Here is a 22176-nt window from a genome sequence, read left to right as displayed (position 1 = left end):
TTGACACCTGTGCGGGGACATAGTGGACACATTATGCACCGTAGTCAGGGGTATTCACGTCGAAGGTCCGTAGGAAGTGATGGCAGAAGTAGACGTCAAACAAGCCATCGCTTTCAGCGTTAGGGCGTATTGCGATGTGCTGTCCAACCAGTCCTTTGGCGATGCTGAAGTAGCGTTTCTGAAAGCGAAACCGACTGTGATAAACCTTGGCCAACACATCATCCGGGCCATATTCAAAGTCTGACAGTTGCTGCGGATACGCCCAGGGGCTGCTCCGATAGCGGTCCATAGGCACCTTGTAGCCCAGCGCCTGATGCGGGCGTTGTAGGTTATAAACCTCACGCCATTGATCAAAAGCCGATTGAGCGTCCATCAGTGTGGAAAAGTGACGTCCATTGAGCACTTCTGCTTTGAGTGAACGATGGAAACGCTCGAGCTTTCCATTGGTTTGAGGGTGTCGAGGACGGCTAAAGCTGATCCGAATTCCCAGTCGAATCAGCCAGATACTCAGCTCTGTAATTTCTCCTGGATTGCGTGGCGAACCCCAGGGCGGGCCGTTATCAACGTTGATACGAGCCGGCAAGCCATAGCGCTGGAAAACCTCAATCATCTTCTCCTTCACCGTGGCTCCCCGTTCGTTGTCACAAGCCTGAATGGCCAGGCTGAACCGAGAGTGGTCGTCCAGCAGGGTCAGGGGGTGGCACCGACCTTGTTGCAGCGCGAAATGCCCTTTGAAATCCATCTGCCAAAGATCATTAGGCGCGTCGTGTTCAAACCGCAGCGTCGCCGCTTGTTCTTTCTGAGACGGTTGAATCAGGCCATGCCGGCGCAAGACATTGGTAACGGTACTTGGAGCGATACGCCTTTCCAACAGGCTGCTAATGGTGCGTCCGCCCCATGCTGGATGGGCCTGCCTAAGGGCGATGACTTGTGCTTCCAAAGCGGCCGGGGTCAGTTTGGGGCTGGTCGCTGGTCTGCGGGATTTTTCTTGCAGACCAGACTGGCCCTGCGCTTCGTAGCGTTCGATCCACTTGTACGCTGTTTGCGGGCTGATACTGAATCGTCGGCACAGCTCACGTTTATTGCTGCCGGGTTGCCGTGCTAAGGCAACGAATTCTTCTTTCAGGCTCATGGTGTCTCTCGTAGTCCAAGGCATGATGGTTTTCCGGCGAAATTAGCTCGCTGGAAAGTGTCCACCATGTCCCCGCACACCCGTCAACCATGTGTCCGGTCCGTACAAAAAGCCCCAAAGTAACCAAAGGGCTCTTGCCCCACCACTCGGCACCTCGCCTAGGCTCGGTGTGCCCGAACGCAGGCATTACTCCGCGGGCCGCCGTCACGGGCCATCCATGGCCCGGGACGGCTAAACCGGCATCCCTGCCGGTTTACCCGCTGCGTAATACCTGCGTTCGGCCAGCGTGGTTTTACGGGGCGCCTAAGATCAAGATCAAGAGCAGATCAAAAGCAGAGCAAGGTCTATCTGATCTATGGAGATCCAAATGTGGGAGGGGGCTTGCCCCCGATAGCGGTGGGTCAGTCATGCATGTAGTGGCTGACATATTGCTATCGGGGGCAAGCCCCCTCCCACATTTTTGACCCGGTTCGGCTTCCAGGATCAGGTCGGCTATAAGGCCGCCTCGCTTTGGCTTTTGATCTTAGGCGAGGCACCGAGTGGTGGGGCAAGAGCCCTTTGGTTACTTTGGGGCTTTTTGTACGGACCGGAACCATAAGCCGCCGTAACCTAAATAACGGATATGTACTCAATCCAATCCAATCCAAAAAAAATGCCCGGTCAACCTAACTCAACAACACCACCCCCCCCGGCAATTCCGTACACTTCGCCCCATACGCATCACGAATCAACAACGCCACCCCCGCCAATTGCTGCAAACTGAACCGCGCCTGCACCCGGCGCTGGCCCAGTTGTTTGTTCAATAACACCAACATCCCCGGCCGGTAGCGATTGATCTCGTCCACCACCGTCGCCAGCGTCGCGTTGTTGAACACCAGCACCTGCTCGCGCCAAGCCACCACCGCCTGGGCGTCCACCGTCTCCACCGCGCCGATCCCGGCGGCGCCATAGGTGAGTTGCCGGCCACTCTCCATGTGTACAGTGCGTCCGGCGACATCCACCGACAGCCACCCTTCGATACAGGTGACGCACACGTTGCGATCGGTATGCCGCACATTGAACCGCGCCTGTGCCGCACTGACCCAGCCAGCGCCGGCCTGGACCTTGAGCGGCTGGGCCACATGGGCGAGCACTTCGACTTCGCCTTCGAGCAATTCGATCCCCTGCCCCACCCGGCTGATGCGCGTCTGGGTATTGAGTTCCAGGCTCACGCCGTCGCTCAACAGTACCTGGCGCTGCTCGCCGACCGCAGTGCGATAGTCCGCGGTCAAGCCGGCCAGCCCACCCGGGGCGCCGACGCCCACCATCACCAACGCCGCCGACGCCGCTATTGCGCCGCCGAGGAAGGCTCGCCGGCCAAAATGGCGCGGGGGCTGCGCCTGTTCAACCGCTGTGCCCACTTGCCGCCATAACGTCTTGGCCTGCTCGAACGCCTGGGCATGCTCCGGGCTCTGGGCGCACCACGCTTTCAGGGCCTTGGCATCGGCTACGGTGGCCCGACCCGAGGTCAGCAGAAGCAGCCAGTCGCGGGCTTCATCGTGCAATGGGCTGGCGGGGGTTGCCCGGGCGGTGGAGAGGCTAAAAATGTTCAAGCGCGCAAATACTCACGGATTTATCAGGGACTCAACACTAAGACGGTTTTCCGGCCCCGGGACCGAACCGCTGGATCACTTTTCTTTCCAGGCGCTTGGCACAGTGGCCCAGGGCGGCCTTGATTTCCTTTTCGACCATGCGCGTGGAAATGCCGAAACGTTGGGAGATTTCCAGGTGCGGCGCTTCTTCCAGGCGCGCGGCGATGAGGATCTTGCGACGGCGCGCCGGCAGTTCGTAGAGCGCCTTGACCAGGGACTGGATTTCTTTCTGCCCGCCCACTACCCGCGAGGGGTCCTGGGCTTCGTCGGCGCTTTGCAGCAGCTCTTCGACTTCGCTGCCGGTCAACAGCCGGGCGTCGGCTTCGCGGCGATCGGCGGCGATGTTCAAGGCCATGCGGTACAGGTAGGCATTGGGCTGCGCCAGGTTCGGCGGCATGTCCATGCGATCGACGCGCAGGTAGGTTTCGTGCAGCACATCGTTGGCCAGGTCCTCTGAGCCCAGGCGCTTGCGCAGACGCACCTTGAACTCCTCGTAGGACGCCAGGAACAGGCTGACCATCGTGCTGTGCCCGGAATCTTTCATCCGCCCCAGGCTCCTTTCCCTGCTGTGCATTCCATGCGCGTTCCTGTTGTGTCGGGCATCAAAAGTAAAGTCACCGGCTGGCGCAGCGAGCTCGGCGCCGGGCGTTCGACCCGGGCAGCGCCCAGGCTGCGCACCAGGGCTTCATCGCGTTGTTCATCGCCGGTGGAACTGACCAACCGGCTGTATTCGATCAGCCCTTGAGGGCTGACCCAGACCTGCACCAGCGCTCTGAAGCTGCCGGGGTGGGTCAACGGCGAACGGCACAGGCTGGTTTCGATCGCCTGTTGCAACGCCGCGGCATAGCTGTTGTTGATCCGTGCTGCGTTGCGTGCCGATGCACCACGGGCGGCAGGGGGTTGGCTGACCTCGGGCAGTTGCAAGGTGAACGCGTCACTGCGTGCATAGCGCGCCATCAGGCCACTCCCCGTCAGCAACATCGCCAAAGCCTCCTGCGCCGTGAAGCGCCCGCGCACGCTGATGGAGCGCCGGCCCCGCGTCAGTTCACGGTCGACCAGCACCGCCATGCCAGTGGCGCGGCTGTACGCTTGCAGTGCGTGTTCCAGATCTTGTGCCGGCAGGTCCAGTATCAACAGCGGCGGCTCTGCCCTCGCCGGGGTACCCAGCGCCAGCAGCAACAGCAAGGCCAGGGCACCGATGGCGCGCCGCAAGCCCCACTGTTCACCCCCCGCTCTGCATCGCTGCACGGCCGACGTGTCCTTGAAAACCGTCATCCTGAGGCCAGTTTATGAACCTGATGTTACGGTGATAGCAAAAAAAACATCACGGTGATGGGAAACCCGCTGCACTACACTTTCAAGCCTTATCGGCCCAATTCCCCAGGCCCGCCAGGAGGCCCCATGAAGCGACTCCCCACCCTCGCCAGCCTGTTGCTGTGTACCGCGCTGCCCCTGCTCGCCCACGCCGAAACCGCCGCCAAAGGCTGCACCGAGGTGACGGTGGATGGCTATAAGGCTCCTGACTATGGCTGCCTGGGCCAGCAGATGGGCAACAACGCGGACGCGGCCAAGGCGGCGCAGAAAAACCGCGAGGCGCAGAACGTACCGGTGCAGAAGCGGCCGCCGAATCAGGTGGGACTGTCCACCCCGGCGGCGACCAGCATTCGCATGGGCAATACGTTCGGGACGTCGGTCAAACCGCAACGGCCTTGAACCTCTGACAGGCCATCAAGGCTGAACCGCTCAACCGAGCACGCCCATACAATTCGCTTGGCTGCCCTACCCCCTAATCTCCTGACTTTCCAAAAAGGCGGGAGAGTAGGCATGTACAAAAAAGTGAGAACGGTATCGCTGGCATTGACGCTGTTGACCGGCGCCATGATGAACTGCGCCTTTGCGGCGACGCCAGCGGTCGCCGTGGCACCGCAATATGACACGAGCCATGTGTACGTCGCCCCGGCCGATGTGGACCGTTTCACCCAGAGCTTCCTCGCCACTTTCGGCGGCAGGAGCACGCCCCAGGTGGTGGTGAATGTGCTGCCGGTGCCCAGCAGCACCACCTCGCAGTTGCTGCAGACGCCTGTAGGCACAGTGTCGCTGTTTGGCTTCACCACCCCCATCCCGCATCCGTTCGGCCAGGAACGCAACGGCTATCTGGTCAAGGACATGGACGCAGCGCTCAAAGCCGCCCGGGACAACGGTGCGGCGGTGATCGTCAGCGACTTTCCCGACCCGATTGGCCGGGACGCGGTGATCCAATGGCCAGGTGGTGTGAACATGCAGCTCTACTGGCACACCAAGACCCCAGACTACGCGGCGTTCCAGACCCTACCGGAAAACCGCGTTTACCTCTCCGCCGATCGCGCCGACACGTTCATCCGGTCGTTCCTGGGCTTCTCCCATGGCAAGGTGCTGGCCGATGACAAGCACGCATCCGCGGTCGACGTGGGCCAGGTCAGCGGCACCTACCGGCGCGTCGAGATCGAATCGCCGTTCGGACGCATGACGGTGCTGGTCACTAACGGCCAACTGCCCTACCCGTTTGGGCATGAAACCACCGGCTACCAAGTGGCGGACCTAACCGCCACGCTCGGTAAAGCCACCGGCTCGGGTGCCAAAGTGCTGGTGCCGGCCTTCACCAGTAAAAACCGGCGCAGCGCGCTGGTTGAATTCCCGGGCGGCTATATCGCGGAAATTCACCAGCTCAATACGGTGCACTGAGCCCATGCCCATGACTCGACGCACCGGCTGGGGCCTGGCTGTGCTGTGGCCGCTGCTCGCCAGCAGTGGCCACGCAGACGAGTTGGCCACACGACCGGCGATCAAGACCAACCGCTGGCAGGAAGACTGGTCCGTACTCAGCGATCCGGCGCTGCGCACGCAGCCACTGGACAGCTTGAAGTACCTCCCGCTGTCCAGCGCCAACCCATTCACCTACCTGTCCCTCGGCGCAACATTGCGCGAGCGCTTCGAGATGAACGATGCCAGCGGTTTTGGCGTACACAATGTGGCCCGTGATAGCTACTTGCTCCAACGCTTCCAGGTCCATGCCGACCTGCACTTGAATGAAAACTGGCGTGTGTTCACCCAACTCGAAGATGTGCGGGCCTACGACAAGACCACGATCGGCGGCGCCGATCAGAACCGCGTGGACCTGCGCCTGGCCTTCGCCGAATACATCAACACCTTCGACGCCGGCACCTTCAAGAGCCGTATCGGCCGCCAGGACTTTGCCTTTGACTTGCAGCGTTTCATCTCGTCGCGGGACGGCCCGAATGTGCGGCAATCCTTTGATGCGCTGTGGGCCGACTGGGAGACCCGTCAGTGGCGCTTTATCGGCATCGCCAGCCAGCCGGTGCAGTATCAGGACGGGCGGCACTTCGACGACAAATCCAACAGCGATGCGCGCTTTCATATGCTGCGGGTCGAGCGACTGGTAGGCGGCAAGAATGAACTGTCAGCCTACTACGGCGTGTATGAGCGCAGCGCCGCGCACTATCTGGATGCGGACGGCGATGAAACCCGCCATTTCGTCGACGCACGCCTGGGCGGGGCGGCCCAGGGTTTCGACTGGGACATCGAAGCCATGCTGCAAAGCGGCTCGGTAGGCCACAAGGACATTCGCGCCTGGGCCGGCGGCAGCCGCACCGGATACACCTTCGATAGCCTGGCGTGGAAACCACGCATCGGCCTGCAATTGGATATTGCCTCGGGCGACCGTAAAGCCGGCGACGGCACCCTCGGCACTTTCAACCCGCTGTTTCCCAACGGCTACTATTTTTCCCTGGCGGGCTATACGGGCTACAGCAACCTGATTCACGTCAAGCCCTCGATCACCGTTCAGCCTGTTGACAAGCTGAGCGTGCAGACCGCCGTCGGCCTGCTCTGGCGGCAGACCACCAGCGACGCGGTCTACACCCAGCCGAACTTGCCGGTCGCCGGCACCGCAGGCCAGGGTGATCGCTGGACCGGTGCTTACGCTCAACTGCGTACCGACTATGTATTTACGCCAAACCTCAGCGGCGCGGTTGAAGCGGTGCATTACGCAGTCGGCCGGACCTTGCGCGATGCCGGAGGCGACGACAGTAATTATTTGGGGGTAGAGCTCAAGTTCAGTTGGTGAACCCAAGCAAGCACACCCATACAAGCCCGTTGCCCGGTTTGGGGCAATAGTGATCCTGACGTTTTTCGTTCCTCAACCAAGGAGTTTTCCATGAGCACATTCGTTGCCAAAGACGGTACCCAGATCTACTTCAAGGACTGGGGCAGCGGTAAACCCGTGTTGTTCAGCCATGGCTGGCCGCTGGACGCCGACATGTGGGAATACCAGATGGAATACCTGAGCAGCCGCGGCTTTCGCACCATTGCGTTTGACCGCCGGGGTTTCGGGCGCTCGGATCAGCCGTGGAGCGGTAACGACTACAACACCTTTGCCGACGATATCGCCCAACTGATCGAACACCTGGACCTCAAGGACGTGACCCTGGTCGGCTTTTCCATGGGTGGCGGCGACGTCGCACGTTACATCGCCCGCCACGGCAGTGCCCGTGTCGCCGGCCTGGTGCTGCTGGGCGCGGTGACGCCGCTGTTCGGTCAGAAACCGGACTACCCGCAGGGTGTGCCCACCGATGTGTTCGACGGTATCAAGGCCGGCCTGCTGAAGGATCGGGCGCAGTTCATTGCTGATTTCAACCTGCCGTTCTTCGGCATCAACAAAGGCCAGAAAGTCTCCGACGGCGTACTGACGCAAACCCTGCAGATCGCCCTGCTGGCATCGCTCAAGTCGACCGTGGATTGCGTCACCGCCTTCTCCGAGACCGATTTCCGCCCGGACATGGCCAAGATCGACGTGCCGACCCTGGTGATCCACGGCGATGGCGACCAGATCGTACCGTTCGAAACCACCGGCAAGGTAGCGGCCGAGATGATCAAGGGTGCCGAGCTGAAGGTCTACAAAGACGCGCCGCACGGGTTTGCAGTGACCCACGCCCAGGCATTGAACGAAGACCTGCTGGCGTTCCTGAACCGCTGAACCGCTTAGATCCCGCTCTCCTTATTTGGCCGGGCTTGCCCGGCCTTTTTTTGCTCAGGCAAAACGCTGACCGAGGGTGAAGCGACCCGGCCCGGCGATCAGCACGCTGGTGAAAATGATCAACAGCAGCCAGCCGAACTGCCCTTCCAGCAACGTCCACTCCGGGTGCACCACCAGCATCGCGATCAACAGCACCGCGAGGATCGGCAGGCAGGCCAGGCGCACCAGCACCCCGGTGATGATCAACAGCGGGCACAGCACTTCGGCGCCAATCGCCAGCAGCAACGTGACGTGGGCGCCGAGGTGAAACGGGTCTTCGATCAGTTTCAATTGCTCGCTGTAATTGAGCAGTTTGGGCATGCCATGCACCCAACACAGAAACAGTGCGCCGCTGACCCGCAGAAACAGCAGACCCACATCCTGATTTCTTGATTCGTTCATAAGCGACCTGTCCGTGAGATGACTGCCGCCGATTGTGTGCGCAAAGATGCCGGCGAGCTTGCAAGCGTGTGCTGACCTCACTCCCCGGTGCCGGCAAACCCCGCGACGATTTCATCGATCACCACCCGCACCCGCGCGGTGTGGCGCAGGTCGGCGTGGGTCACCAGCCAGACGTCGTAAGGCATCGGCCGAGTGCGCTCCGGCCAGAGACGCACCAGCCCGTCGCGTTCGCCGGTACACACCGGCATTTCACCGATACCGATGCCGGCGGCAATGGAACGGCGCACCAGCAGGCCGGAGCTCAGGGTGGCCGCGATGCGGCCGCGGCCCAGGGGTTCGCAGACCAGGGTCATGTCCTTCTGGCTCTGCAGATAGGCGTGGTACACCACCAGATCATGGCCTTCGAACAGGCTGCCGGGCTCCGGTGCGCCGTGGCGATCGATATAAGCCTGGGAGGCAAACAACCCAACCGGCCAACGTGCGATACGCCGCGCGATCAGGTCAGGGCTGTCCGGGCGCATGTTACGCACGGCGATGTCGGTTTCGCGCTTGGCCAGGCTGAGAAACTGGGTGGACGCGTCCAGATGCACGCGCACGTCGGGGTGCTGCTCGTGCAAGCGGGCAATCGCCGGGATCAGAAAATCGATGGCCAACGAGTCGGTGGTACTGACCCGCACGGTGCCGGTCAGGCGTTCGTCCAAGCCTTGTATCTGGCGCTCCAGCTCGAGGGCCGAGCGCTCCATTTTTTCCACGCTGCGCAGGGCGGCTTCGCCGACGGCGGTCAGCGCGTAGCCTTCGGAGGTGCGCAGGAACAGGGTGGCGCTCAAGGACTTTTCCAGCGCGTTGATCCGTCGGCCGACGGTGGCCTGGTCAACCCCCAGCACCCGCGCCGCGCCACGTAAGGTCGACTCGCGGCACACCGCCAGGAAGACCCGTGCATCGTCCCAATTCATGCCCTCTCCTTATGCTGCATATATGCATCGATGTGCCGCATACTCGCAGCGTTATTGCATCATGCAACGGGGCTATGCTGAGCGCCAGAGAAAACCCTCAGGACCGCCGTCATGCCCGACACTCACACCCCGCCCCGCCGCGCACTGTGGTTACCGATCTTCGCCGGCCTGTGCGCCAGCCTGGTCAGCATCGGCCTGGCGCGCTTCGCCTATACCCCGCTGATCCCCTCGCTGATCCAGGCTCACTGGTTTGCCGCCAGTGACGTGGTGTACCTCGGCGCCGCCAACCTGGTGGGCTACCTGGTCGGCGCCCTGATCGGACGACCCCTCGCCCGGCGCACCTCGAACACGGCCGCCTTGCGACTGATGATGGTGGCCGTGACCCTGGCGTTCTTTGCCTGTGGCTTTCCCTTGTCGTTGCTCTGGTTCTTCGCCTGGCGCCTGCTGTCGGGCATCGCCGGGGGCGCGATCATGGTGCTGGTGGCGGCGACGGTGTTGCCCCACGTACCCGCGGCACGTCGGGGCCTGGCCAGCGGCGCGATCTTCCTCGGCATCGGCCTGGGCATTGCAGGCTCCGGGACGATTGTACCGCCGTTGTTGAGCCTGGGTTTGCAACAGACGTGGTTCGGCCTGGGCCTGTTGGCGCTGGTATTGACGGCAGCGAGCTGGTTCGGCTGGCCTTCGGGCACCCTGCATGAAGCGGCACCGCAAGCCAACGCATCCGTCGCGACCCCGCCGGGCGTATACCTGCTGTTTGGGCAATACGCGTTCATGGCCGCCGGGCTGGTGCCAGCCATGGTGTTCCTGGTGGACTACGTCGCCCGTGGCCTGGGGGCCGGGCCGCACGTCGGGGCGATGATCTGGGTAATGTACGGCCTGGGGGCGATTGTCGGCCCGGTCACGTATGGATTTCTCGCCGACAAGCTCGGTGCGCGCCTGAGCATCCGCCTGGTGCTGGCGGTGCAGGCGATTACGATCGGCCTGCTGCCGATCTCCAGTTCGTTCACCGCGTTGGCGCTGCTGGCGGTGATCCTCGGTTCGTTCCCGCCGGGTATCGTGCCGCTGGCATTGGCGCGGGTTCATGAGCTGGTGCCCAACCATCACCATCAACAGCTCGCCTGGAGCCGCGCAACGGTATCTTTCGCCACGTTCCAGGCGCTGGCAGGCTTTGCCTACTCGGCGCTGTTCAACGGCAGCGGCGGCCAGCATGCCCTGTTGTTCATGATCGCGGCCGGGGCCATCGTGGTCGCGCTGCTGCTGGAACTGGGCATGATCCTGCTGAACCGCCGCCCGTCAGAGGCGGTCCCAACCCATACGCTCATCGCCACAGGAACTCTCGAATGACGCTCCCGCACGAAATGACCCTGATCGAAATCACCCAGCCCGGCGGCCCCGACGTCCTGCAACCGCGGCGGGTCGCCGTACCGGTGGCGGGCCCCGGCGAGATCCTGATCCGTGTGCAGGCGGCCGGGGTCAATCGCCCGGACGCCTTGCAACGCGCCGGCAAGTACCCGCTGAAACCCGGCATGAGCCTGATTCCGGGGCTGGAAGTGGCCGGTGAAGTGGTGGCGCTCGGCGACGGCGTCAGCGCATACGCCATTGGCGACAAGGTGTGTGCCCTGACCAATGGCGGCGGCTATGCCCAGTTTTGCGCGGTGCCCGCCAGCCAGGCGTTGCCGATCCCCGAGGGCATGGACTGGATTCAAGCCGCCGCCGTGCCGGAAACGTTCTTCACCGTGTGGTCCAACCTGTTCGGCCTCGCTGGCGCGCATAAAGGCCAGCGCGTGTTGATCCACGGCGGCACCAGTGGCATCGGCACCACCGCGCTGATGCTCTGCCGCGAGTTCGGTATCGAGGCCTTCGCCACCGCCGGCAGCGCCGACAAATGCGCCGCCATCGCCAAGCTGGGCGCCGAACCGATCAACTACCGCGAGCAGGACTTCGCCGACGTCATCGCGCAGAAGACCGCCGATCAGGGGGTTGATGTAATCCTCGACATCATGGGGGCCTCGTACCTGAACAATAACCTCAAGGCCCTGGCCATGGACGGTCACCTGGTCATGCTCGGCTTTCTCGGCGGCGGCAAGGCGCATGACGTCGACCTGCTGACCATCCTCGGCAAACGCGCGGTGATAACCGGTTCACTGTTGCGCCCCCGCACCCGCGAGGAAAAGGCCCTGATCGCCGAACAGCTGCACGAACAGGTATGGCCTGTGCTGGCCGCCGGGCGTTGCCTGCCGATCATCGACAAGGTCTACGCCTACACCGACGCCGCCCAGGCCCATGCCCGGATGGAAGGTGGGGATCATATCGGCAAGATTGTGTTGCAGGTGGCGTGACGCCTGATGCCGTCACTGTCGGGCCTTGGCAGGGCCCGACAGCTCGCACAAGAAATGACCTATTGGGCATGCACCGGGTAATCGATATAGCCCACTTCATTGCCACCATACATCCCCTCCGCCCGCAGCGGATTCAACGGCCAGCCATTGAAGAGCCGTTGCGGTAAGTCCGGGTTGGCAATGAAGGGCCGCCCGAACGCAATCAGGTCGGCCAACCCCGCGTCGACCAACCGCGCACCGCGCTCGGCGGTGTAACGCCCGGCGTAGATAATCCGCCCGGTGAAGGTGTCACGCACGGCCTGACGGAACGTGTCGGGCAGGTCGGGGGCGTTGTCCCAGTCGGCTTCGGCAATCGAGACATAGGCGATGCCCGCCGCTTGCAGCACCTTGATCGCTTCCAGGTAGGTGTGGTGCGGGTCGTCTTCCACCAGGCCGATGTACACGCGGTCCTGATCGGTGCCGCTGAACAACGGCGAAAAGCGCACGCCCAGGCGTTGCGGGCCGACCACCTGGCTCACAGCCTCGACAATCTCCCGCAAAAAACGCAGACGGTTGTGCAGCGAACCACCGTACTCATCGTCGCGCTGGTTGGCGTGGGCCGAGATGAACTGGTTGACCAGGTAACCGTTGGCCGCATGGATCTCCACCCCGTCAAACCCGGCGTCCAATGCACTGCGTGCCGCCTGTGCGTAGTGCCCGACCAATGCCTTGACCTCAAGGGTGGTCAAGGCACGGGGCACGGGCGGTTGGACCAGTTCACCCTGGCCAGGCCCGGTGGCGATGAACGCCTTCGCCTGTTCGGCCTGGAGCGCGGACGGTGCGACGGGCGCGGCGCCGTCTGGCTGCAACGCATTGTGGGACACCCGGCCCACATGCCAGAGCTGGGCGAAGATCACCCCGCCTTCGGCATGCACCGCGTCGGTGACGGTGCGCCAACCGTCGATCTGCGCCGGGGTGTAGATGCCCGGCGTCCAGGCGTAACCCTGGCCACGCGGCTCGATCTGGGTGCCCTCGCTGACCATGAAACCGGCCGAGGCGCGTTGACGGTAATACTCGGCCATCAGCTCGGTGGCGACATCGCCGGGTTGCGCGCTGCGTTGACGCGTCAGCGGTGGCAGGACGACGCGGTTGGCCAAGGTGTGATGCCCGAGTTTTATCGGGGTACTTAAAACACTGTGGGTCATTTGAAAGATTCCAAATTCAGGACGAGCGAAACCGTTGGCGGCTCTTGAGAGCCGCCAATCCATGCAGGTTTAAAACCGTTGATTAACTTATGCGGTGAGCTTCAGCAGGGCCTTGGCAACAGCGCTGGAACTGGCAGGGTTCTGCCCGGTGACCAGCAAACCGTCTTCAAGCACAAAGGATTGCCAATCGGCGCCCTTCTCATACTTGCCGCCCAGTGCCTTGAAATCGTTTTCGATCAGGAACGGCACCACATCGGTCAGGCCGACCGCGGCTTCTTCCGCGTTGGAAAAGCCAGTGACGCGACGGCCCTTGACCAGCGGCGCGCCATTGACCGCCTTGACGTGGCGCAAGGCACCCGGTGCGTGGCAGACAAAACCGATGGGCTTGCCGGCCCGCTCGAACGCCTCGATCAGGGCGATGGACACCGGCGATTCCGCCAGGTCCCACAGTGGGCCGTGGCCACCCGGATAGAACACGGTGTCGAAGTCGGCGGTGTTGATCGTGTCCAGCTTGACGGTGTTGGCCAGGGCCTGCTGCGCGGCCGGGTCGGCGGCAAAGCGGCGGGTCTGTTCGGTCTGCGCATCCGCTTGATCGCTCGCCGGGTCCAGTGGCGGCTGGCCGCCGGCCGGGGACGCCAGCACCACATCGGCACCGGCGTCCTTGAACACGTAGTACGGTGCGGCAAATTCTTCGAGCCAGAAACCGGTCTTGCGCCCGGTATCGCCCAGCTGGTCGTGAGAGGTCAGTACCATTAATACTTTCATGTTCCAGTGCCTCGATAGGGTTAAGGTCAGTGTGTGTCAGGGCAACCCAACAGCTGTCGGGTCAGCAGCAGCGCCTGATCAAACGGCGCGGATGTACGGGTGATCTTGCTCATGACGCTGCTCCCCAGCCACAACGCATACAGGCTCCGGGCCAGGCTTTGCGGGGCTTGCGCCACTGTCAGCGAACCGTCTTCGACGCCGCGCCCGATCGCGCCGGCAAGCAAGGCGATGGTCCTCGACGTACCGCGATCCAGGGCCAAGCGCATGGGTTCTGAAAGGTCTGACACTTCCGCACCGAGTTTGACGGCAAGGCATTTGCCCGCGTCGGTGCAGCCGGTCTGGTTGTCGATCCAGCCTTGCCAATAGCGCATCAACTTGGCGCGCGGGGACAACCCGGGCTGCTCGAACAGTTGCGTCATGCCCTCTACGTAGTGATCGAAGTAGTGGTCGAGCAATACCACACCGAATGCATCTTTGGAGTGGAAGTAGTGATAGAACGACCCTTTGGGCACATCGGCGGCTTGCAGGATTTCGTTCAACCCCACCGCAGAAAACCCTTTGGCGCCGACAATCGATTGCGCCGCGTCGAGAATGGTCTGCCGTGGACTTTTGCTGGCGCTGTGCATGCTTCACTCCGTCCGATTAGACCAGTCGTCTAGTGCATGGGGTGAATGTTAGGAGCCGGGCCGGGCGCCCACAATGTCATATCCGCAAGGATTGCGGACATGCGCCGAACCCGGTTGCCGTTTTCCCGGCACGCGCCGACAATCGCCCCTCCCGCCCGCGTTGGAGTATGGCGATGCATAGCGTTGCGCTGATGGTTTACCCGAACTTCCAGTCCCTGAGCCTCAGCCTGGGCTCGGTGTTCGAGTGCGCGAACCTGCTGCGCGGCGAGCCGGCCTACGAGTTTCACCTGGTGTCGGAAAGCGGCGGCGCGGTGATGACGTCCCAGGGGTTCTCGGTGAACACCACGCCGATCCGGCCGCAGGGCTATGACACCCTGATCGTCAGCGGTTACCTGGAATTTCGCCTGCCGGAGGCCAACCTGCTAGCGCTGGTCAAGGCCGCGTCCGCTCAATCGCGGCGTGTCGCCTCGCTGTGCATGGGCATCTTCGTGCTGGCCGAGGCCGGGTTATTGGCGGGCAAGCGCACCACCACTCACTGGATTCACGCTCCGGCGTTTCGCAAGCGCTACCCGGATATTCAGTTGGAAGAAGACAAACTGTTCATCGTCGACGGCCAGATCTGGACCGGCGCCGGCATGAGCGCCGGGGTCGACCTGGCGCTGGCGATGGTGGAGAACGACCTGGGCAGCGACCTCGCCCGGCGTATCGCGCGCAAGCTGGTGATTGCCCAGCGTCGGGGCAGCGAACAGTCGCAGTTATCGGCGTTGCTGGAATTGGACCCCAAGTCCGACCGCATCCAACTGGCCCTGGCCTATGCCCGCGAGAACCTGACCCACGACCTGTCGGTGGAAGCCCTGGCCGATGTCGCCCGGCTCAGCCCGCGCCAGTTCAGCCGGGTGTTTCGCGAAGAAACCGGGCAGACACCGGCCAAGGCCATCGAATCCCTGCGGGTGGAAGCGGCGCGGGCGATGATGGAAACCAGCCGCCACCCGGTCGAGGTGGTCGCCCGCGAAACCGGCTTCGGCGACCGCGAGCGCATGCGCCAGGCGTTTCTGCGCGCCTTCGGGCAGCCGCCCCAGGCCATGCAGCAGGCTTTTTTCAGCGAGCGCAGCGTTTAGTGCAACGACGCCCGCGTGATCAGGTAACTGGTCAGTTGCGGATCATCGTCCAGTTCGAGGGTCTGCACCGGGCGTGGCAGGTTATCCAGCACGGTGCGCCAGAACGCCTGGGACACTTCATCCTGGTCATAGAAACGCACCAGCCAGTTGGCCGCGCCGCTGCATAGCACCTGGGTGGCGATCGCGCTGCCGATGCCCTTGCGCCGGTAGCGCTTGAGGATGAACAGGTCGGCCAGTTCCAGGGCATCGATGCCCGGCAATTCACTGCCTTCGATCAGCAGGAAGCCGGCGATATAACCGTCGACCAGCAGCAGGTTGGCGCTCCACTGCGGGTCGTGCCAATAGCGGTTCAGGTGTTCGTCATGGATGTAGAAACGGCCGTCCGCCTCGACATCTTCCTGCTCCCAGTCCGAGGACTCATAGGCGTAGTACTGGTACAGATTGCGGATCAGCTCGGACGCTTCCGGGCCGGTCTGGATCAATTCGACGGTGGTTTCAGGCATGAGGCTCTCGGTGAAAAAACGCAGGGCGCCATTGTTCACAAAACGCTGCCCCAGTCCAATAGCGGCATGAACCTTTCTACTTGCTGAACCGATTGCAGATAGCTGCCGCCTCGCCCGAACCTTCGAAACATTTCGAATAAACTTCGCCGGCTGCCTCTTTTTTTCTCAAGGACATGTACTTTGACCAACGTCTGTTCCGCCGGCCTGGATGTGGGCTTCGCCTCCCTGGATTACCTGCAGATTTTCATCCTGGGCGTGATCCAGGGCATTACCGAATTGTTGCCGGTGTCGTCCACCGCCCATATGCGTGTGGTCCCCGCCCTGCTCGGCTGGCAAGACCCGGGCTCGGCGTTTTCGGCGGCGATGCAACTGGCGGCGCTGGCGGCGGTGGTCAGTTACTTCTGGCGCGATGTGCGCCAGGTGGTCACCGGCAGCATTGGCGCGGTGCGCCAGGGTGACTACAACAATCAGTGGTTCAAGCTGGCGGTGGCGATTGTGCTGGCGACCATTCCGATCTGCATTGCCGGCCTGGCGTTGTCGTCGACCTTGAATGCCTGTAACTCGCCGCTGCGCGGGCTGATGGTGATCGGCATCGCCTGCGTGGTGATGGCAGTGTTGCTGGCGGCCGCCGAACTGCGTGCGCGGCATACGCGGGAGGTGAGCGAAATGCGCCTGCGCGATGCGTTGATCGTCGGTATCGCACAGATTGGCGCCTTGATTCCCGGGGTCTCGCGCTCCGGCTCCACACTGACCGCCGCGCTGTTCCTCAATTTCAAGCGTGAAGAGGCTGCGCGTTTCTCCTTTCTGCTGGGCCTGCCGGCGATCGCCCTCGCCGGCTTGAAGGAGCTGTGGGTGCTGCTGCACGCCGATATGCCGGTGCATGCCTGGCCGCACTTGCTGTTTGGCCTGGTAGTCGCCAGCGTCTCGGCGTTCTTCGCGATCTGGGGCCTGATGAAGTTCCTGGAGCGGTTCTCCACCTGGCCGTTCGTGATCTACCGCGCGCTGCTGGGGATCTTCTTGATCGTGGCGGTCAGCACCGGGTTGTTGAGCTGAGCCTCATCGACCTCAGCGCTCGAAATCGCGCGCATCGTGCCGCTCCGGCAGTTGCTCTTCGAGCGGCCCGGACACCCGGTTGACCCGCCGTCCACGCTGCACCGCCGGGCGCGCCTCGATCGCATCGGCCCAGCGCAGCACATGTTTGTAATCCTGCACCGAAAGGAACTGCGCCGCGTCATACAGGCGGCCTTTGACCAGGCCGCCGTACCAGGGCCAGATGGCGATGTCGGCGATGGTGTAGTCGTCACCGGCAATGTACTCGCTCACGGCCAGGCGCTTGTCGAGCACATCCAGTTGGCGCTTGGTTTCCATGGCAAAGCGGTTGATCGGGTACTCCATCTTGCTCGGCGCATAGGCGTAGAAATGCCCGAAACCACCGCCCAGGTACGGCGCGCTGCCCATCTGCCAGAACAGCCACGACAGGCACTCGGCGCGGGCCGCAGGTTCGGTCGGGAAGAACGCCCCGAATTTCTCCGCCAGGTACTGCAGGATCGCACCGGACTCGAACACGCGAATCGGCGTGGCGCCGCTGCGGTCGAGCAAGGCGGGGATTTTCGAGTTCGGGTTCACCGCGACAAAGCCGCTGCCGAACTGGTCGCCGTCGCCGATCTTGATCAGCCAGGCGTCGTATTCCGCGCCGGTATGCCCGAGGGCCAGCAGCTCTTCGAGCAGGATCGTGACTTTCTGCCCATTGGGCGTGGCCAGCGAGTACAGCTGCAGCGGGTGTTTGCCGACCGGCAGTACCTTGTCGTGGGTCGCCCCGGCGATGGGCCGGTTGATACTGGCGAATGTGCCGCCACTTTCGGTGTCCCAGGTCCAGACCTTGGGGGGTACGTATTCGGTCATGCTCACGACTCCTGATGTGCTTGAGGTCAACGAATCGACCCAGACTAAACCAAAGGTTGGGGTTGCGTCACAACCCAGCCTTCATCCTTGAGCGCTGGGTGGACACTTATCGGTAACGCCTTTCAATTGCCCCAGGTAGCTGTCCACTTCCTTGAACAACCACTGGGAAAACGCCTGCTGCTTGGTGTGCGAACCTTCGCGGGGCGGCCAGACCAGCCAGTAGGGATACGCGTAGGGCACACTGATATCGCCGAGCTGCACCAGTTCGCCACGGGCGATGGCGTCCTGCACCAGGCTGCGCCGCTCCAGGGCGATGCCCTGCCCCAGGCGCACCGCCTCCAGGATCAGGTTGGAGTCATTGCTGCATAAGCCGGCGTGCTCGCCGGACATCTCAACGCCCGCCGCCTCGCACCATGGCAGCCAGGACTCGGTGCTATGGATGACCGGGCTGTCGACGATCTGCTGTGGTGTCTGCGGCAACTGCCCGTGATTGAAATGAGGCGCGGCCACGGCGATCACTTCATCGTGAAACAACAGCCGCTGTTCCACGCCGTCCCAATCGCCCTCGCCCATGCGGATGCCGATATCGACCGATTCCTGATGCAGGTTGGAAATGCTCAGACTGGCTTGCAAGCGAATGCGGATATGCGGGTACAACGCCTGGAACGTCGGCAGGCGTGGGACCAGCCAGGAGCAGCCGAACGAGGGCAGCACCGCGACCACCAGTTCATCGGTCTTGGGTTGGGCCTGGATCAAGCGCGTGGCTTCGGCGATATCTCCCAGCGCCTTGCGAATCTGCAAGGCGTACAGGCGCCCGTCTTCGCTCACCCGCAGGCCGCGACCTTCGCGCACGAACAGGGCCAGACCGACGAGCTCTTCCAGCACCTTGATCTGCTGGCTGATGGCTGAGTGGGTAACGTGCAGTTCCCTGGCCGCCAAGGTCACGCTGCCCAATCGCGAGGTGGCTTCGAAGCTGCGCAGGCAGGTCAAGGGAGGAAATGCGATCATGTAAGCTCAGCTAACCTTTTACGGTAAAAATAATCGATATTGCAGGACCTGCAGCCGCTTTAAAGTTACCTAAATTAACCAATCCTGCCAACTACCCATTACCAAGGAGGCTTTATGAAACTGGTCGGCATGCTGGACTCGCCTTATGTACGTCGCGTGGCCATTTCCCTGGAACTGTACGGGGTGGATTTTGTGCATGAGCCCTTGTCCGTGTTCAGCACCTACAACGCATTCGCGCGGATCAACCCCGTGGTCAAGGCGCCCACCCTGGTGCTGGACGATGGGACCGTGTTGATGGACTCCAGCCTGATCCTGGATTACCTCGAAACCCTCGCGCCAGCTGACAGAAAGCTGCTGCCGCAGCCCCCCGCGGCACGCGCCAAGGACCTGCAGTTGCTCGGGCTGGCCCTGGCGGCCTGTGAGAAAAGCGTGCAGATCGTCTATGAACACAACCTGCGGCCGGCCGAGAAGCAGCATGCGCCGTGGCTCGACCGCGTCAGCGGGCAATTGCTGGCCGCGTATACGCTGCTGGACAAACACCTGAGCCAGGCCGACAGCGAAGCGCTGACCCAGGCCTCGCTGACGGTGGCGGTCGCCTGGTCCTTCAGCCAGTTCACCGTGGCCTCGGTGGTCAAGGCGGATGCGTTCCCCCATGTGCAACGCCACGCCGAACGCCTGGAGCAGCACCCGGCCTTCAAGCGCTACCCCATCGAGTGACCGGAGTTACACCCAGCCGCCATCGACAATGAAGTTCTGCGCCGAACACATCGCTGACGCCTGCGAGGCGAGAAACAGCGCCATGCTGGCGATGTGTTCCGGCAATACGCTGCCAGGCAGGCACTGGCTGCGGCTGATCAGTTCCTTGGCGGCGTCGTCGACCCACATCGTCAATTGTTTTTCGGTCATCACCCAGCCCGGCACCAGCGTATTGACGCGGATACGGTCCGGGCCCAGCTCACGCGCCAGCGCCCGCGTCATGCCATGGGCGGCGGCCTTGCTGGCGGCGTACACCGGGTAGCCAGCGGAGGCCATCATCCAGCCAACGGAGCCCAGGTTGATGATCGAACCGCCACCCGCACGTTTCATCATCGGCACCACAGCCTTGGCGGCAAAAAAGGCGTGCTTGAGGTTGACCGCGATCAGCTTGTCGAACGTCTCCGAATCAACCTCCTCCAGGGTATGACGCACGTCGTTGGCGGCATTGTTCACCAACACGGTGATCGGCCCCAGGGCGTATTCGAAGCGCGCAATCGCGGCCTTGTAGGCAATCTCGTCGGTGATATCGCAGTGACCGAACTCGACGGTGTGCCCCTGGGCACTCAACAACGCGGCCAGGCGCTCGCCCTGGCCTTGCGCGCGGTCGACGAACGCCACCTTGGCCCCCTGCCCGGCGAAGGCTCGCACCATGAATTCGCCGATCCCCGAAGCGCCTCCGGAAATCAATACGGTCTTGCCCTTGAGGTCGGGATAAACGGCCTGTTCAGTACTCATATCAAGGTTGCCTCGATCAATTAGTCTTATTTTATTTTACGAAATCGGCGTTTAAGGCTATAAATTTGCGGCCTCACCGACAAAATATCGCACATTAGTAGAACTATTCCACTCAAAACAACAAAAGGAAGTTCGACCATGAAGCACCCTCGATACCTGTTGTCCGGCCTCGCCTTGTCCATGCTGATCGCCAGCGGTGGCGCGCAGGCCGCCGGTCTGTCCAGTGAACACAAACCCTTCGGAAAAACCAACGACGGCACCGCTGTCGAGCAGTACATATTGCGCAACAGCCATGGCATGCAAGCCACGGTCATCACCTATGGCGGCGTGTTGCAGGCGCTGAAAGTGCCGGACAAGCACGGCAAGGTCGAGGACGTGGTGCTCGGCTTCGATGATGTGCAGGGCTATCAGCGCGGGACGGCGTTTTTTGGCGCGACCATTGGCCGCTTCGGCAATCGCCTGGCCGGCGGTGCGTTCGAGCTCGACGGCAAGCGTTATCAGGTGCCGCTCAACGACGGTCCCAATTCGCTGCATGGCGGCGCCCAGGGCTTCGACAAGCGCGTGTGGCAAGCCAAGCCCGTCAAGGACAAGGATTCGGTCGGCGTGACCCTGACCTACCTGTCCAAGGACGGCGAGATGGGCTTTCCCGGCAACCTGACCACCGAAGTCACCTATCGGCTCAACGACAACAACGAATTGCACATCGACTACAAGGCCACCACCGACAAACCGACGGTGCTCAACCTCACCAACCACAGCTATTTCAACCTCGCTGGCGCGGGCAACGGCGACATCCTCAAGCAGGTGGCGACCTTGCACGCCAGCCACTACACGCCGGTGAATGCCACCTTGATTCCCACCGGTGAAGTGGCACCGGTCAAGGGCACGCCGATGGACTTTCTCCAGCCCACCGCCATCGGCCAGCACATCAAGGACGCGCATCCGCAACTCAAATTCGCCGAGCCGAAACAGGGCGGGTTTGACTTCAACTGGGCGCTGGATACCCAAGGCGACATCAAGCAACTCGCCGCCGACGTGTACGACCCCGCCTCCGGCCGCCGTTTGCAGCTCTACACCACGGAACCTGGGGTGCAGTTCTATACCAGCAACTTCCTCGATGGCTCGGTGAAGGGCAAGGCAGGCAAAACCTACCTGCATTGGAGCGGTTTCACACTGGAGACCCAGCACTTTCCCGATGCGCCGAACCAACCGACGTTTGCCTCGACACGCTTGGACCCCGGGCAGACCTACACCCAGCGCACCCTCTTCAAGTTTTCCGCCGATTGAGGATGGCGGCGGGCTTGCCGGCGACCGAAACGCTGTCGCCGGCAAGCCGGCGTCCGGCGCTAATGTGATGCAAATAGTCCCCAAAACCGTGCTTGGCTGCTATTGTGCCGCGCTTTGAAAAGCCGCCTACCAGCAAGGAATTGGACGTTGAACACTGACGAAAAAATGACCGGGGACCTGTTCGAGGTGGATAAGCGTCTGTCACTCAAACCCGTGGTGGACTTCAACGCCTACCTGCGCAACGCATTCGGCGACGGCCCCTGCACCTGCGTGCGCTGTGCTGCCGCTGGCGGGGAGGAAACCGGCTATGAGTTCCAGCACACCTTCAACCTCGACACCAAACCCACCCACCGCCGCTTTGCCTCGACGGCCGGCAGCGATGTGCTGTTGATGTTGAAAAAGGCGTGGCTGTCGTACACCAAGGCGGAGTTGCCGCTCAGTGGTGTGCTGGCATTGCCGACGGTGAAGGAGTTTGTCGAGCCACAGCTGCACAAGCGCCTCGCCCCGTTGTTTCTGGCCAGTGGGTTGGCCAAGGATGTCGAGCGCGAACTGCGCATCCAACCGCAGGCCATGGCCTGATCCCTCCCTTTGAGCCGCCCTTGAATGTGCGGCTCAGGCGTCGGGGTGATAAATCGAACCGTTGAGTGAGCACAGTAGCGAGCGTCCTACCCAGGGACGCCGCTGTCCCTACGCCAATCCTGCCTATTTCGGCTTTTTCCTTGCGCAAGTTTCATCAGTGGGATCAGCATGGCCCTCAATGAATA

General features: G+C 62.3%; 24 protein-coding genes. 11 read left to right on the top strand and 13 right to left on the bottom strand.

Annotation, left to right across the window (positions count from 1 at the left end; genetic code table 11):
- Positions 1-31: 31 nt before the first annotated feature.
- The 4 genes from ACVWZP_RS02340 to ACVWZP_RS02325 all read right to left on the bottom strand — a co-directional run bounded on the left by ACVWZP_RS02340 (position 32) and on the right by ACVWZP_RS02325 (position 3948).
- A complete protein-coding gene (locus tag ACVWZP_RS02340) occupies positions 32-1156 on the bottom strand; it encodes an IS481 family transposase (RefSeq protein ID WP_032804350.1) in 1125 nt (374 codons plus the stop codon).
- Between the two features lie 641 nt (positions 1157-1797).
- A complete protein-coding gene (locus ACVWZP_RS02335; protein WP_017846681.1) occupies positions 1798-2724 on the bottom strand; it encodes a FecR family protein in 927 nt (308 codons plus the stop codon).
- Between the two features lie 37 nt (positions 2725-2761).
- Positions 2762-3307, bottom strand: coding sequence for an RNA polymerase sigma factor (locus ACVWZP_RS02330; protein WP_017846682.1), 546 nt, complete (start codon positions 3305-3307; stop codon positions 2762-2764).
- Positions 3304-3948, bottom strand: coding sequence for a secretin and TonB N-terminal domain-containing protein (locus ACVWZP_RS02325; RefSeq protein ID WP_126588347.1), 645 nt, complete (start codon positions 3946-3948; stop codon positions 3304-3306). The genes ACVWZP_RS02330 and ACVWZP_RS02325 overlap by 4 nt, the downstream gene beginning before the upstream one ends.
- A 216-nt stretch (positions 3949-4164) precedes the next feature.
- On the opposite strand from ACVWZP_RS02325, the gene ACVWZP_RS02320 reads away from it, so the two are divergent.
- The 4 genes from ACVWZP_RS02320 (at position 4165) to ACVWZP_RS02305 (ending at position 7795) form a co-directional block, all read left to right on the top strand.
- Positions 4165-4476 carry a hypothetical protein gene (locus tag ACVWZP_RS02320; RefSeq protein ID WP_046383038.1) on the top strand — a complete coding sequence of 104 codons (312 nt, stop codon included), beginning with the start codon at positions 4165-4167 and terminating at the stop codon, positions 4474-4476.
- A 111-nt stretch (positions 4477-4587) separates the two neighbouring features.
- Complete coding sequence (locus tag ACVWZP_RS02315; RefSeq protein WP_128191869.1) at positions 4588-5484, top strand: glyoxalase; 897 nt, start codon at positions 4588-4590, stop codon at positions 5482-5484.
- A gap of 10 nt (positions 5485-5494) precedes the next feature.
- Entirely contained in the window at positions 5495-6886 is a 1392-nt protein-coding gene (locus ACVWZP_RS02310) for an alginate export family protein (RefSeq protein ID WP_128191868.1), read from the top strand.
- Between the two features lie 90 nt (positions 6887-6976).
- A complete protein-coding gene (locus ACVWZP_RS02305) occupies positions 6977-7795 on the top strand; it encodes an alpha/beta fold hydrolase (RefSeq protein WP_046383035.1) in 819 nt (272 codons plus the stop codon).
- A gap of 54 nt (positions 7796-7849) precedes the next feature.
- Here the strand turns inward: ACVWZP_RS02305 and ACVWZP_RS02300 are convergent, their stop codons facing one another.
- Positions 7850-8236: a DoxX family protein gene (locus tag ACVWZP_RS02300; RefSeq protein ID WP_372813397.1), complete on the bottom strand. Its 387-nt coding sequence runs from the start codon at positions 8234-8236 to the stop codon at positions 7850-7852.
- A gap of 77 nt (positions 8237-8313) precedes the next feature.
- A complete protein-coding gene (locus ACVWZP_RS02295) occupies positions 8314-9189 on the bottom strand; it encodes a LysR family transcriptional regulator (protein WP_017846689.1) in 876 nt (291 codons plus the stop codon).
- Positions 9190-9300: 111 nt separating this feature from the next.
- Here ACVWZP_RS02295 and ACVWZP_RS02290 point away from each other — a divergent pair, with 111 nt between their 5' ends.
- Positions 9301-10533: a YbfB/YjiJ family MFS transporter gene (locus tag ACVWZP_RS02290; protein WP_108525143.1), complete on the top strand. Its 1233-nt coding sequence runs from the start codon at positions 9301-9303 to the stop codon at positions 10531-10533.
- On the top strand, positions 10530-11528 hold the full coding sequence (locus ACVWZP_RS02285; RefSeq protein ID WP_457369334.1) for an NAD(P)H-quinone oxidoreductase: 999 nt from the start codon (positions 10530-10532) through the stop codon (positions 11526-11528). The genes ACVWZP_RS02290 and ACVWZP_RS02285 overlap by 4 nt, the downstream gene beginning before the upstream one ends.
- A 59-nt stretch (positions 11529-11587) precedes the next feature.
- On the opposite strand, the gene ACVWZP_RS02280 is transcribed toward ACVWZP_RS02285, so the two are convergent.
- The 3 genes from ACVWZP_RS02280 to ACVWZP_RS02270 all read right to left on the bottom strand — a co-directional run bounded on the left by ACVWZP_RS02280 (position 11588) and on the right by ACVWZP_RS02270 (position 14103).
- Entirely contained in the window at positions 11588-12712 is a 1125-nt protein-coding gene (locus tag ACVWZP_RS02280; protein ID WP_457369333.1) for an alkene reductase, read from the bottom strand.
- Positions 12713-12799: 87 nt separating this feature from the next.
- Complete coding sequence (locus tag ACVWZP_RS02275; RefSeq protein ID WP_126588328.1) at positions 12800-13477, bottom strand: type 1 glutamine amidotransferase domain-containing protein; 678 nt, start codon at positions 13475-13477, stop codon at positions 12800-12802.
- A 26-nt stretch (positions 13478-13503) separates the two neighbouring features.
- Positions 13504-14103: a TetR/AcrR family transcriptional regulator gene (locus ACVWZP_RS02270; protein WP_046383030.1), complete on the bottom strand. Its 600-nt coding sequence runs from the start codon at positions 14101-14103 to the stop codon at positions 13504-13506.
- Between the two features lie 173 nt (positions 14104-14276).
- On the opposite strand from ACVWZP_RS02270, the gene ACVWZP_RS02265 reads away from it, so the two are divergent.
- Complete coding sequence (locus tag ACVWZP_RS02265) at positions 14277-15221, top strand: GlxA family transcriptional regulator (RefSeq protein WP_046383029.1); 945 nt, start codon at positions 14277-14279, stop codon at positions 15219-15221.
- Here the strand turns inward: ACVWZP_RS02265 and ACVWZP_RS02260 are convergent.
- Positions 15218-15724, bottom strand: a complete 507-nt coding sequence (locus ACVWZP_RS02260; protein WP_026139989.1) for a GNAT family N-acetyltransferase — start codon at positions 15722-15724, stop codon at positions 15218-15220. The two genes, ACVWZP_RS02265 and ACVWZP_RS02260, sit on opposite strands and share 4 nt — an antisense overlap.
- Positions 15725-15904: 180 nt before the next feature.
- On the opposite strand from ACVWZP_RS02260, the gene ACVWZP_RS02255 reads away from it, so the two are divergent.
- Complete coding sequence (locus ACVWZP_RS02255; RefSeq protein ID WP_017846697.1) at positions 15905-16777, top strand: undecaprenyl-diphosphate phosphatase; 873 nt, start codon at positions 15905-15907, stop codon at positions 16775-16777.
- Positions 16778-16789: 12 nt separating this feature from the next.
- Here the strand turns inward: ACVWZP_RS02255 and yghU are convergent, their stop codons facing one another.
- On the bottom strand, positions 16790-17626 hold the full coding sequence (gene yghU / locus ACVWZP_RS02250) for a glutathione-dependent disulfide-bond oxidoreductase (RefSeq protein ID WP_046383028.1): 837 nt from the start codon (positions 17624-17626) through the stop codon (positions 16790-16792).
- 81 nt (positions 17627-17707) lie between these two features.
- Positions 17708-18634 carry a LysR substrate-binding domain-containing protein gene (locus ACVWZP_RS02245; RefSeq protein WP_457369332.1) on the bottom strand — a complete coding sequence of 309 codons (927 nt, stop codon included), beginning with the start codon at positions 18632-18634 and terminating at the stop codon, positions 17708-17710.
- Positions 18635-18748: 114 nt separating this feature from the next.
- Here ACVWZP_RS02245 and ACVWZP_RS02240 point away from each other — a divergent pair, with 114 nt between their 5' ends.
- Positions 18749-19351 carry a glutathione S-transferase family protein gene (locus ACVWZP_RS02240; protein ID WP_046383026.1) on the top strand — a complete coding sequence of 201 codons (603 nt, stop codon included), beginning with the start codon at positions 18749-18751 and terminating at the stop codon, positions 19349-19351.
- 6 nt (positions 19352-19357) lie between these two features.
- Here ACVWZP_RS02240 and ACVWZP_RS02235 read toward each other — a convergent pair whose 3' ends face one another.
- Positions 19358-20125 (bottom strand): SDR family NAD(P)-dependent oxidoreductase, encoded by a 768-nt coding sequence (locus tag ACVWZP_RS02235; protein WP_017846701.1) that lies wholly within the window; start codon positions 20123-20125, stop codon positions 19358-19360.
- Between the two features lie 138 nt (positions 20126-20263).
- On the opposite strand from ACVWZP_RS02235, the gene ACVWZP_RS02230 reads away from it, so the two are divergent.
- A complete protein-coding gene (locus ACVWZP_RS02230; RefSeq protein WP_046383025.1) occupies positions 20264-21412 on the top strand; it encodes an aldose epimerase family protein in 1149 nt (382 codons plus the stop codon).
- Between the two features lie 147 nt (positions 21413-21559).
- Positions 21560-21991, top strand: a complete 432-nt coding sequence (locus ACVWZP_RS02225; protein WP_457369331.1) for a hypothetical protein — start codon at positions 21560-21562, stop codon at positions 21989-21991.
- Positions 21992-22176 lie beyond the last annotated feature (185 nt).

The sequence above is a fragment of the Pseudomonas sp. TE36184 genome, from assembly GCF_054060055.1.
This window is presented reverse-complemented; position numbering and strand designations above follow the sequence as displayed.

Excerpts from the sequence above, each read along its gene's own strand:
- ACVWZP_RS02295 (WP_017846689.1), bottom strand. The coding sequence starts at position 9,189 with ATGAATTGGGACGATGCACGGGTCTTCCTGGCGGTGTGCCGCGAGTCG.
- ACVWZP_RS02235 (WP_017846701.1), bottom strand. The coding sequence starts at position 20,125 with ATGAGTACTGAACAGGCCGTTTATCCCGACCTCAAGGGCAAGACCGTA.
- ACVWZP_RS02240 (WP_046383026.1), top strand. The coding sequence starts at position 18,749 with ATGAAACTGGTCGGCATGCTGGACTCGCCTTATGTACGTCGCGTGGCC.
- ACVWZP_RS02290 (WP_108525143.1), top strand. The coding sequence starts at position 9,301 with ATGCCCGACACTCACACCCCGCCCCGCCGCGCACTGTGGTTACCGATC.
- ACVWZP_RS02300 (WP_372813397.1), bottom strand. The coding sequence starts at position 8,236 with ATGAACGAATCAAGAAATCAGGATGTGGGTCTGCTGTTTCTGCGGGTC.
- ACVWZP_RS02260 (WP_026139989.1), bottom strand. The coding sequence starts at position 15,724 with ATGCCTGAAACCACCGTCGAATTGATCCAGACCGGCCCGGAAGCGTCC.
- ACVWZP_RS02265 (WP_046383029.1), top strand. The coding sequence starts at position 14,277 with ATGCATAGCGTTGCGCTGATGGTTTACCCGAACTTCCAGTCCCTGAGC.
- ACVWZP_RS02275 (WP_126588328.1), bottom strand. The coding sequence starts at position 13,477 with ATGAAAGTATTAATGGTACTGACCTCTCACGACCAGCTGGGCGATACC.
- ACVWZP_RS02270 (WP_046383030.1), bottom strand. The coding sequence starts at position 14,103 with ATGCACAGCGCCAGCAAAAGTCCACGGCAGACCATTCTCGACGCGGCG.
- ACVWZP_RS02315 (WP_128191869.1), top strand. The coding sequence starts at position 4,588 with ATGTACAAAAAAGTGAGAACGGTATCGCTGGCATTGACGCTGTTGACC.
- ACVWZP_RS02245 (WP_457369332.1), bottom strand. The coding sequence starts at position 18,634 with ATGATCGCATTTCCTCCCTTGACCTGCCTGCGCAGCTTCGAAGCCACC.
- yghU (WP_046383028.1), bottom strand. The coding sequence starts at position 17,626 with ATGACCGAATACGTACCCCCCAAGGTCTGGACCTGGGACACCGAAAGT.
- ACVWZP_RS02340 (WP_032804350.1), bottom strand. The coding sequence starts at position 1,156 with ATGCCTTGGACTACGAGAGACACCATGAGCCTGAAAGAAGAATTCGTT.
- ACVWZP_RS02280 (WP_457369333.1), bottom strand. The coding sequence starts at position 12,712 with ATGACCCACAGTGTTTTAAGTACCCCGATAAAACTCGGGCATCACACC.
- ACVWZP_RS02230 (WP_046383025.1), top strand. The coding sequence starts at position 20,264 with ATGAAGCACCCTCGATACCTGTTGTCCGGCCTCGCCTTGTCCATGCTG.
- ACVWZP_RS02320 (WP_046383038.1), top strand. The coding sequence starts at position 4,165 with ATGAAGCGACTCCCCACCCTCGCCAGCCTGTTGCTGTGTACCGCGCTG.
- ACVWZP_RS02305 (WP_046383035.1), top strand. The coding sequence starts at position 6,977 with ATGAGCACATTCGTTGCCAAAGACGGTACCCAGATCTACTTCAAGGAC.
- ACVWZP_RS02285 (WP_457369334.1), top strand. The coding sequence starts at position 10,530 with ATGACGCTCCCGCACGAAATGACCCTGATCGAAATCACCCAGCCCGGC.
- ACVWZP_RS02310 (WP_128191868.1), top strand. The coding sequence starts at position 5,495 with ATGACTCGACGCACCGGCTGGGGCCTGGCTGTGCTGTGGCCGCTGCTC.
- ACVWZP_RS02330 (WP_017846682.1), bottom strand. The coding sequence starts at position 3,307 with ATGAAAGATTCCGGGCACAGCACGATGGTCAGCCTGTTCCTGGCGTCC.